The sequence below is a fragment of the Enterococcus sp. E5-162 genome (genome assembly GCF_035725965.1).
Taxonomy (GTDB): domain Bacteria; phylum Bacillota; class Bacilli; order Lactobacillales; family Enterococcaceae; genus Enterococcus_B; species Enterococcus_B lactis.
Genome location: NZ_JAPRFV010000001.1, coordinates 49,826 through 61,028, shown reverse-complemented (window position 1 = coordinate 61,028; position 11,203 = coordinate 49,826). Strand labels below are relative to the sequence as shown.

At 38.9% G+C, this 11,203-nt stretch carries 8 protein-coding genes; 1 reads left to right on the top strand and 7 read right to left on the bottom strand.

The window, feature by feature from the left end; genetic code table 11:
* Positions 1-87 precede the first annotated feature (87 nt).
* Entirely contained in the window at positions 88-609 is a 522-nt protein-coding gene (locus tag OZZ83_RS00290; protein WP_002292093.1) for a DsbA family protein, read from the top strand.
* Positions 610-727: 118 nt separating this feature from the next.
* Here OZZ83_RS00290 and OZZ83_RS00285 read toward each other — a convergent pair whose 3' ends face one another.
* From OZZ83_RS00285 to uvrA, 7 genes are all read right to left on the bottom strand, one after another.
* Entirely contained in the window at positions 728-2,959 is a 2,232-nt protein-coding gene (locus OZZ83_RS00285; protein WP_213365739.1) for an ATP-binding cassette domain-containing protein, read from the bottom strand.
* A 170-nt stretch (positions 2,960-3,129) separates the two neighbouring features.
* Positions 3,130-4,065, bottom strand: coding sequence for a DNA-binding protein WhiA (gene whiA, locus OZZ83_RS00280; RefSeq protein WP_002292098.1), 936 nt, complete (start codon positions 4,063-4,065; stop codon positions 3,130-3,132).
* Between the two features lie 33 nt (positions 4,066-4,098).
* Positions 4,099-5,097, bottom strand: a complete 999-nt coding sequence (locus tag OZZ83_RS00275; protein WP_002316327.1) for a gluconeogenesis factor YvcK family protein — start codon at positions 5,095-5,097, stop codon at positions 4,099-4,101.
* A complete protein-coding gene (gene rapZ, locus OZZ83_RS00270) occupies positions 5,094-5,978 on the bottom strand; it encodes an RNase adapter RapZ (protein ID WP_002292102.1) in 885 nt (294 codons plus the stop codon). Before rapZ ends, OZZ83_RS00275 begins: the two co-directional genes overlap by 4 nt.
* A 136-nt stretch (positions 5,979-6,114) precedes the next feature.
* The gene (locus OZZ83_RS00265) at positions 6,115-6,846 is read right to left on the bottom strand and encodes an aspartate racemase (RefSeq protein WP_002345169.1); all 732 of its coding nucleotides are present in this window, start codon (positions 6,844-6,846) and stop codon (positions 6,115-6,117) included.
* Between the two features lie 3 nt (positions 6,847-6,849).
* Positions 6,850-8,115 carry a D-aspartate ligase gene (locus OZZ83_RS00260; RefSeq protein ID WP_002320122.1) on the bottom strand — a complete coding sequence of 422 codons (1,266 nt, stop codon included), beginning with the start codon at positions 8,113-8,115 and terminating at the stop codon, positions 6,850-6,852.
* A gap of 262 nt (positions 8,116-8,377) precedes the next feature.
* Positions 8,378-11,194: an excinuclease ABC subunit UvrA gene (gene uvrA / locus OZZ83_RS00255; RefSeq protein ID WP_002308999.1), complete on the bottom strand. Its 2,817-nt coding sequence runs from the start codon at positions 11,192-11,194 to the stop codon at positions 8,378-8,380.
* Positions 11,195-11,203: the final 9 nt, after the last annotated feature.

The window sequence follows — 11,203 nt, the reverse complement described above, 5'->3', positions numbered from 1 at the left end:
TTCAATCATTTTTTTAGAAAAACAATCTAAATCGTTGCCTTTTTTTGTCAGACATGTGTAAACTATAACCGAAAGAGGTGTTTTTACATGGATATATCAGTGATTGATGCAACAAAAACAACTACAGAAAAAGGTATTACTTATGGTTCATCAGATGCTCCTAAAAAAATGATCGAATTCATCAACTTAGCTTGCCCATATTGCCGACAATGGTTTGAAGAATCTCATGAGCTATTGGAAGAAGCCGTCCAAAGCGGTCAATTACAGAGAGTGATCAAATTATTCGATAAAGAAAAAGAAAGCTTGCAGCGAGGAAACGTGATGCACCGGTATATCACGATCAGCGATGGACAACAAGCAATCAAAGAGATCAAACAAATATTCGATACTCAAGACGAGTGGAAACATCTTTCGCTCCAAGGAGTAGCGGATTTTGCAGCAGATAAATTAGGGCTGGCAGAACAAAAAAACGAACAGCTGAGCCAAGCTATCATCAACGAAGCTGAGCAAGCACATATTCGATTTGTTCCAACCGTCATCTTGGGTAAAGAAATCTTTGATGAATCTATTTCAAAAGAAAAACTAAAAGAATTGATCCAAGCAAAATAAAACAACAAGGGGGCTGTGACAAAAGTCTTGTCACAGCCCTTTCCTAGTATGTTTTTTCCGAATAAACGGTGTTCCAGAAGTAGCTTCTGTCACAACCTCTCCACTAAACAGTATTCAATCAGATATAGTTTCCAGTGATCGTTTGTGCGTTCTTTAATCCTCCTGGAATCCCTTCATAAAGAATATTTCCACCACCAGATCCACCTTCTGGTCCAAGATCAATGATCCAATCAGCACTTCGGATCACATCTAGATTGTGTTCAATAACAATGACCGTGTTCCCTTTATCCACTAAGTTATTGATAATTCGAATCACATTTTCGACATCTGACATATGCAGTCCTGTTGTTGGCTCATCTAGAATGTATATTTGTCCATTTGTTTTCAATTCATTAGCTAATTTCAGCCTTTGTGCTTCTCCGCCAGATAAGGTGTCCATCGGCTGTCCAAGAGTCAGATAACCAATACCAACTTCTTTTAGATTCTCAAGCTTTCGCTGGATCTCTTTCTCATCAAAAAATTCAAGTGCTTCTTCTATGGTCATATCCATGACTTCTACGATATTTTTTCCACGATAACGATAATCCAAAACAGCTGGATCATAACGTTTCCCATGGCAATTTGAACAAACTACCTCTGATTTGTCCATAAAGGATAGATTAAGCTCGATTACACCCATTCCTTTGCATTCTGGACAAGCCCCTTTAGAATTGTAGCTGAAATATCCAGCATCAACTTGATTTTCTTTACCAAAAGCTTTCCGAATGTTATTCATGATCCCACTGAATGTGGCTGGATTTGACCGTTTGTTCGTATGGATTGGATTTTGATCAATAAGTAGGCTTTCTGGAAAGTCTTTTAAAAATACTTGATTGACCAATGTACTCTTGCCAGAACCAGCTACCCCAGAAACAACGGTAAAAACACCTTTAGGGATTTCTAAGCGAATATTTTTTAAATTATGCAAAGAGCTCTGGCGGCTAATAAAGGTTTCTGAAAATGTCCGTACTTCTTTTTTGATTGGTAATTGATGTCGCAAATAGTTTCCCGTTAACGTACCAGAATCCAGTAACCCATCATAATCCCCAGTATACATGATCTCACCGCCGTGACTTCCAGCATAAGGTCCTACATCCACGATATGATCGGCCACCTTGATGACATCAGGATCATGTTCGACTACCAGAACTGTATTCCCTTCATCTCGGATTTTTTTTAATAAATCATTAAGTAGATGGACATCTCTAGGATGCAATCCTGTACTTGGCTCGTCAAAAATATACATCATATTAGTCAAACTGCTAGCTAATTGCTTCACCATTTTTACTCGCTGTGATTCCCCTCCAGATAAACTTGAAGTCTCGCGTGTCAATGTCATATAGCCTAATCCAATATCAATCAAATCTTGGATACGTTTTTGGATACTGGCAATCAACGGATGACGCTCTTTGTTATCTAACGTTTCTAGTATTTGTAATAGTGAAGATAATTCTTTTGCGGTCAAATCGTATATATTATAACCGTTTATTTTAGAGTTTAGGACTTCGTGTGAGAAACGTTTTCCTTGGCATTCTGGACAAGTGTCCATTTTGGTATACGTCTCCAGAACCTTTGCTGTTTTTTTCGTTGTTTCTTTTTCAGTATGGACATTGGTTCGCATGAATCGAGTGACAATCCCTTCATAAGTCACATTCATATCTCCCGCACTTGGTATATTGATTCTCTCTGCTTTTCCATACAATAATCGATCGTATTCTTCTGATGTGTATTCGGAGATTGGTTTGTTTGGGTCGAATAAACCAGTCTCTGCATACATTTTCCAATACCAAGTCCCTACCGTGAAATTGGGAAGCAAGATTGCTCCTTCATTTAGTGAGCGTGTCGCATCTACAGCGGCATCGATATTCAATGTTATCGTTTTTCCAATTCCTTGGCAGACAGGGCACATACCTTGAGGATCATTAAATGAATACGCGTTGGCATAACCTAATGGCGGTTCAGCAAAGCGTGAAAATAAAATTCGAAAAAGTGCCTGAATATCCGTTGCAGTACCTAAAGTGGATCGAGCATTTCCTCCCAGTTTCTTCTGATTGATCAAAACAGCCGTGGATAAATGCTTGATCTCATCAATATCAGGTCTGCTATATTTAGGCAAAAAATTACGTGCAAAACTATTAAAAGTCTCATTCAGTTGTCTGCCCGCCTCCTGTGCAATCGTATCAAAAACAATAGAAGATTTGCCAGACCCTGATACGCCAGTAAAGATGGTAATTTTATTTTTTGGGATACGCAAATCAATGTTTTTCAAGTTGTTTTCTCGTGCATGAATCAATTCAATATACTCTGTCATCCTTGTTTCTCCTTTAAAATCGATTTTTAAACAAATCTATGGCGAACAACGGGCAGTAATAGGGATTTATAGTTTGACAGAAGAAGAAAAGAAAAGCAAGTGATATTTTGTTAAATAAAAAAAACTGATACATCCGCACCTCTGCTTCATGTATCAGTTTTTACATTGGATTACACTGCTTCTTCACGTAGTTTTTCCGCAAATTCATTGATTTTGCGTATACGGTGATTGATTCCCGATTTGGATATCGTACCTGAGGGAATCATTTCCCCTAACTCTTTCAAACTGACTTCTGGATGCTGAAGCCGGAGTTCAGCAATTTCCTGAAGTTTTTCAGGAAGGGCATGCAGACCGACCTTTGCTTCGATCAATTCGATGTTTTCAATTTGTTTAGAAGCCGCATCAATCGTCTTATTCAAATTTGCTGTCTCACAATTAACTAGGCGATTGACCGAATTTCTCATATCCCGTACGATCCGCACGTCTTCAAATCGAAGCATCGAATTAGTTGCACCAATCAGTGTCAAGAAATCAGCAATCTTTTCTGCGCCTTTTAAATAGGAAATATAGCCATTGCGTCGTTCAAGCGTTCGAGCATGCAGTCCGTAATAATTCAACATATCGCAAATGTCTTGGTTATGCTGTTCATAAATGGAAAATATCTCTAAATGGTAACGGCTTGTTTCTGGATTATTGACTGAACCCGAGGCCATAAAAGCCCCACGTAAATACGAACGCATTTTTTGCGAATTCCCCATAATCTCGTCCGAAACGTGTCCATTGAACATCATACCATCCATAATATCAAGATCCATCAACACATCTTTTGTGCCTTGCTTCAAGCGGACGATATAGACATTGTTCTTTTTTAATTTCATTTTTTTACGAACGAGTAGCTCACTTCGTACCTGATAATGATCTTTCAAAAGAGAATAGATACGTCTGGCAATTGCAGCATTTTCTGTTTGGACGTTCAAAATAAACTGCTGGTTCACAATACCTAAAGAGCCGTTCATTCGCAACAAAGCAGCTAATTCTGCTTTCGCATGTTCTCGATGAACTTCCAAACCAGTTAGTTCTTTCTTCACATCTGCAGCAAATGACATCCTATTCTCCTCCTTTCTCCAACAATAAATTGCTTAATATTTTGAACCGAAAACTAATCGGAATAATTCTTCTACCACTTTGTCTCCATCATGGAAGACACCACCGTCTTTCAATTCTAAAAAGTCGGTAGAAATCACTCGACAGCCTTCATTTCTCAATCCATGGAAATCATGTGCGACTTGTACTAAGTACTCATCATAGATTTCCGGGTCCATATAATCTTCTGGTACTTTTTCCGTATTGACTAGTACCGTGTCGATAAAAGGCTGCTTCAAATGCTTGTGTAAGACACGTATATGATCGGCATCGGTGAAGTGTTCAGTTTCCCCTTTTTGGGTCATGATATTACAGATATACACGGTTTCAGCAGTTGTATTAATCATAGCTTCGCCAATTTCTGGTATCACTAAATTGGGAAGGATGCTAGTGAATAAACTGCCGGGACCCAAAACGACCATGTCGGCATCCATAATTGCTGAAACGACTTTTCGTGCCGCTTTAGCTTCACTTTTATCATTCGTGTTGCAAACATAGACATGATCGATCGTTTTGCGATCAATCGCGATTTTAGATTCTCCTACTGCAGTCGTTCCGTCTTTAAAGACGGCATGCAAGGTCAAAGGCGTTTCTGAAGAAGGATAGACGTGTCCATCTACATGCATCATTTTCGCTAATAATTGAATCGCTTCATATGTGCTTCCTCGCATTTCGGAAACTGCAGCAATAATCAGGTTACCGATCGTATGATTGGCTAAGAACTGATCTTCTTTTTTAAAACGATATTGGAAAATATCTTCATAGAATTGCGGCATATCTGATAACGCTACTAAGACATTTCTCAAGTCACCAGGAGGAGCCATAGCGATCGATTCTCTGATTGCGCCGCTGCTTCCACCATCATCCGCAACAGTTACTACCGCCGTGATATCTGCTCCCTGATTTCGTAAACTTTTTAGGATAACCGGCAGACCCGTGCCACCGCCGACCACTACGATCTTTGGTTTTCTTATCCGGTAGGTTTTCATTTTCACGACCGGTTCACCGTCTCTTTCCTTTTATCCTTGTCCCGATGTGTCACATTGACTTTATATGTTTTTCCTAAAGCATTTGCCAAACGTTCAGTCAACGCCACAGAACGGTGTTGGCCGCCTGTACAGCCGATTGCAACTGTCAAGCTGCTTTTTCCTTCTTTGATATATCCAGGCAATACGGTTTCCAGAAGATCCAAAAATTTATGATAGAAAGATTGTGTTTCATCAAAGGACATCACATAATCATAGACTGGCTGGTCTTTACCAGTTAGTGGTCTTAGTTCTGGAATATAATGAGGATTTGGCAAAAAACGTACATCCATCACGATATCAGAGTCAATCGGCAACCCATATTTAAAGCCAAATGATACAAATTCGATTCGAAATCCTTGGTCTCCCTTTGACTTGAAAGACTCGTTGATTTTTTCGCGTAATTGTCGTGGTGTCAATGTCGTGGTGTCAATGATCACGGAAGCTTGTGCTTTCAAGTCGTCTAATATTGCCCGCTCTTTACGGATTCCTTCAGTGATCAAACCGTCCATTGCCATCGGATGCGCTCGTCTTGTTTCTTTGTAACGAGCAACTAGTTCTTCGTCCGAAGCATCTAAAAACAAGATAGAAGTGTCGATGAAGTTCGTATTTTCGATTTCAATCAGCATGTTTTGAATTTCTTCAAAGAAGGAACGAGAACGTAAATCTACTCCTAAAGCCATTTTTGTGACTTTACCTGATTCTTTGATTAATTCCCAGAATTTTGGAATCAATCGAGGCGGCATATTATCGATACAAAAATAGCCCATATCCTCAAAACTTTGGATAGCTACTGTTTTTCCTGCACCGCTCATACCTGTTATGATGACTAATTGCAAATTATCTGTCATATTTACGAACCCCTCTCACATTGTACATAATAAAATTATATCATTCCGGGCGTATCATTACCAGCTTTCTTTCTCTTTTACAAAAAGATTTGGACCAAATATCTTTTAGGATATTTGCCCCAAATCCAAGATTTTTCTACTTTTCAGATACTGTATCTAATGCTTCGTTTCTTTCAGCTAATGCACGTTCGATCGTCCGATCCGCTAAAATAGATTGAGCATCGATCACTGGGTAATGATTATCTTCAGCAAATTCATGCATCAAAGATAATTCCGTGCAACCTAGGATAACTTTTTCACAGTTTAATCGCTCTACCGCTTCCTCCAAAATCTCATAGTAGAGTTCTTGATTCAAGTGATCTGACTCTTTGATTTCATGATAGATTAAATAATTGATTTTTTCTTGAAGCGCAGTATCAGGAATCACTGTTTCGAATCCAAGATTTTTGACTTCGCGTTCATAGATTCCAGCTTTCATACTTCCTTCTGTTCCTAGAATCGCTACTTTCCCTGTCGTATGCTGACGGACAAGTTCATTTGCTGCTTCTCTTGGCATATGCAGGATAGGAATATCCGTTGCCGCTTGTAATTCTTCAAAAAAGTAATGTGCTGTGTTACAAGTCAACACAATGAAGTTTGGTCGCAATAAATTTTGTTTCTCAATATCGTCCAGCAGAAACGGCATTGGATTTTCTTCTGATCGATCTAAAATATAAGCTGTACGATCAGGAACTGTTGCATGATTGAATAAGACATAATTCAAATATTCTTGATCTTTTGTAGCTTTCGTTCGGTGGTTGATTAAGCGAACAAAACTTTCTGTCGCCATCGTGCCCATTCCGCCTAAAATACTGAAAAAATTCTCCATGAACTAGCCTTCTTTCACATGAAAATACTTTTTGAATCTTGGAATATAGTTATGGAACATATATTTCATCAACATCCAGCGCTTGATTGACCGATCTTTTTCATAAAATACAGTAGTGCCGTAACGATTTTCTTTGATCATTTGCTCAGCTAGTTTTTTGTCTTCATTTTCCCGAGCATATTCTAAAAAGATTTTTTTGGGCACACCCATCCATAATCTTGCTTTATCTGATTGATTCGTTCCATAGGTCGTTTCAACAAAGGGTTTGTTGAACACTCGATCTTCTGTGACGAAACGAGCCAGATTCAAGCCGTTCAATGTCACAAAGAAACTGCTACGTCCTTGTCTCAAATTGATTTCAAATAATTTATATTCTCCATCTCTAGGATCATACTTCATATCGAAATTGGCAAAGCCGGTATATTCGATTTTTTCCAAAAATGCTTTAATGGTTTGATAGATTTTTTCGTTATAATCTGGCATGATCACAACGTAATTTCCAATCGATGCTGGTGTAGGATCTTCTAAAAGTGGATGACCAAGACACATCATCCGAACTTGATGATCTTCATCTACATACGCATTTAGCACACGCATATTACTATCATCACCCGGGATAAAATCTTGTACGATCATTTCACTAGTATAACCGGCTTCATAGATCCGACCTAAAATCAAATCAAACTCTTCTCTCGTTTCTAGAATAAACGCTTTTTTTCTTCCTTCAAATTGAACAGAAAGGTACTCCACACTGTTTGCGGGTTTCAAAGCAACCGGGAATTCAAAAGGCAATTCCTGTTCTAAGCGTCCATTTACTAACATTTCTTCTCTGACGATCAATGTTTTAGGATACGGAAGATCATATTCTTCACAAACTTCATAAAAGCTTACTTTATTGATCAGTCTTTCAAATAAAGAATAATCAATATACGGACAGATAAAATATTCTGACAGCTCTTGCTTATGTTGAGAGATCAATTCTGCATACCCATCACCACAAGCGATCAAAAGATATTTTTTACTCTTATCAGAATATCTTTCTTTTGCCAAACGAAGCATCGTCTCGATAAATACAGGGTCTTTATCAAATCCTGGAATGACTTCTACATTGACGATTTTACTGTAGCGGGTAGGGGCTAATTGATCAGAAGCATATGCTTGGCAGACTTTGCCGTATGCTTCGTTAAAAGAACGTGCCATACCATAAACGTTCATGTCGCTTCCTAATAATATAGGGATAAATTCTTCATTTTCAATACTGTTCATCATTATCTCTCACTTACTCATAATCTCTTGTTTTTCTTTTCTAACTACACAAGGAATATCATACCATAAAGAAAAAAGCAATCAAAGGAAACTCCTCCGATTGCTCAATTCTTTTTTGAACGGATTGAACTTATAGGAAGTTTTTATCTATACCAATCAGTGTAGAAAGAACTACCATGTAATGATTCTAGAACACTAGTATTAAGAAAACAAGCAAAAATTCATTTTTTTATGTTTTTTTAACTATCTCAGCGATCTATCTTCTTTATACCATTATTTTTTTCAAATAGTGACCTGTATAGCTTTCTTTTACATCAATGATTTCTTCTGGAGTTCCAGTCGCAAGGATCGTTCCTCCGCCTTCTCCGCCTTCTGGTCCTAAATCAATGATATGATCGGCTGTTTTGATTACATCTAGATTGTGTTCGATCACTAAAACTGTATTACCAGCGTCTACTAACCTTTGTAACACTTGCAACAAACGGGCGATATCGTCGCTATGAAGACCAGTCGTTGGTTCATCTAATATATAGAAATTCTTTCCATTAGAGATTTTGTGTAATTCACTGGCAAGTTTCATCCGTTGCGCCTCGCCACCGGACAATGTCGTTGCTGGTTGTCCCATCGTCACATACCCTAAGCCAACATCAACGATCGTTTGCAGTTTGCGATGAATCTTTGGAATATGCTTGAAGAATTCTACAGCATCTTCTACCGTCATTTCCAAAACATCTGCAATGCTTTTTCCTTTGTAATGCACTTCTAATGTTTCAGAGTTATATCGTTTGCCATGACATACTTCACAAGGAACATAGACATCAGGCAAAAAGTGCATTTCGATCTTAATAATCCCATCCCCGCGACACGCTTCACAACGACCGCCTTTTACGTTGAAACTAAAACGACCTTTCTTATATCCCCGCATTTTTGCCTCGTTTGTTTGAGCAAATAACCCACGGATATCATCAAAGACACTCGTATAAGTCGCTGGATTACTTCTCGGCGTCCGTCCGATTGGGCTTTGATCGATGTCGATGATCTTTTCGATACTTTCGTAGCCGGAAATTGTCTTGAATTTACCTGGCTTGGCAGAATTCTTATTTAATTTCTGCGCTAATGATTTCTTTAAGATACTATTGACCAATGTACTCTTTCCAGAACCAGACACACCTGTTACTGCTACAAATTCTCCTAAAGGAAATTCGACACTGATATTTTTCAGATTGTTTTCTGAAGCACCAGTAATCTTGATTGCTTTCCCATTACCTTTACGGCGTTCTTTTGGCACCGGGATCGATTTTTTCCCTGAAAGATATTTCCCTGTCAAAGAATTTTCATCATTAGCTACTTCTTCAGGAGTACCTGCAGCAACGATTTGTCCGCCTTGTTCCCCTGCTCCAGGTCCGACGTCAATCAGATAATCTGCTGCCCACATCGTATCTTCATCATGTTCGACCACAACGAGTGTATTGCCAAGATCACGCATTTTCTTCAATGAGCCAATCAGTCGATCATTATCGCGTTGATGTAATCCGATCGATGGTTCATCTAAAATATACAGAACTCCAGAAAGATTCGATCCAATTTGCGTAGCCAATCTGATTCGCTGTGCTTCTCCTCCAGATAACGTTCCCGAAGCACGACTCAAGGTTAGATAGTCTAATCCGACATTTTCTAAGAATGAAAGTCTGTCATTTACTTCTTTTAAAATCGGTTTGGCAATCACTTTTTCTTGTTCAGATAATGTAAGGTTTAAGAAGAAGTCTACTGCTTTTTGGATAGACAATTCATTTGTTTGCCCAATATTCGTTCCATTGATTTGAACAGATAATGCTTGAGGATTCAAACGATAACCTTTACACGTCTGACAAGTCAATTCGGTCATATAAAGACGCATTTGCTCACGCGTGAAATCACTGTTCGTATCATGATAACGACGTTCGATATTTTTCAATACTCCTTCGAAAGTTGTTTCTACATCGCGAACGCCACCAAAATCATTTTCATAATGGAAATGGAAAAGTTCATCTGTTCCATTTAAGATGATTTCCTGATGTTCTTCCGGTAATTCTTCGAATGGTGTATCCAAATCGATACCGAAACTTTCGCAAGCCTGCGCTAACATTTGAGGATAATATTGAGAGCTGATTGGATTCCATGGAACGATTGCACCTTGACTAAGCGTCTTCGTTCTATCTGGAATGACTAAATCTTGATCGACTTCTAATTTGACGCCTAAACCGTCACAGTCTGGACAAGCTCCAAAAGGCGCATTGAAGGAGAACAGTCTTGGTTCTAGTTCACCAACAGTAAATCCGCAATAAGGACAAGCATAGTGTTCGCTAAACAACATTTCTTCTTCGCCAATCACGTCAACCAAAGCATAGCCGTCTGCCAGTCGCAAGGCTGCCTCTAAAGAATCAAATAGACGAGAACGAATTCCTTCTTTCACAATGATCCGGTCGATGACGATTGCGATATCGTGTTTTTTGTTTTTCTCCAGCTCAGGTACTTCACTTAAATCATAGATTTCGCCATCGACTCGAACGCGTACGTATCCCTCTTTTTGGATTCGTTCGAATATTTTTTTGTGTTGACCTTTTTTCTTTACCACGATTGGTGCCATTACTTGAATCTTTGTGCGCTCAGGTAAAGCCATTACTTGATCGGCCATTTGATCTACTGATTGACTGGTAATCTCGATATGATCGTTGGGACAAATCGGATGTCCTACACGAGCAAACAACAAGCGTAAATAGTCATTGATTTCTGTCACAGTACCTACTGTCGAACGAGGGTTTTTACTTGTTGTTTTCTGATCAATAGAAATCGCCGGACTCAATCCGTCGATGCTGTCTACATCTGGTTTATCCATTTGACCTAAAAATTGGCGGGCATACGCTGAAAGACTTTCTACGTATCTCCGCTGTCCTTCTGCATACAGTGTATCAAATGCTAAGGAACTCTTTCCAGAACCGGACAAACCTGTAACGACCACGAATTTGTCTCGTGGAATCGTGACATCTATATTTTTCAAGTTATGGGCACGTGCACCATGAATCGTAATTTTATCGTTAGCCATGTTGTCCTC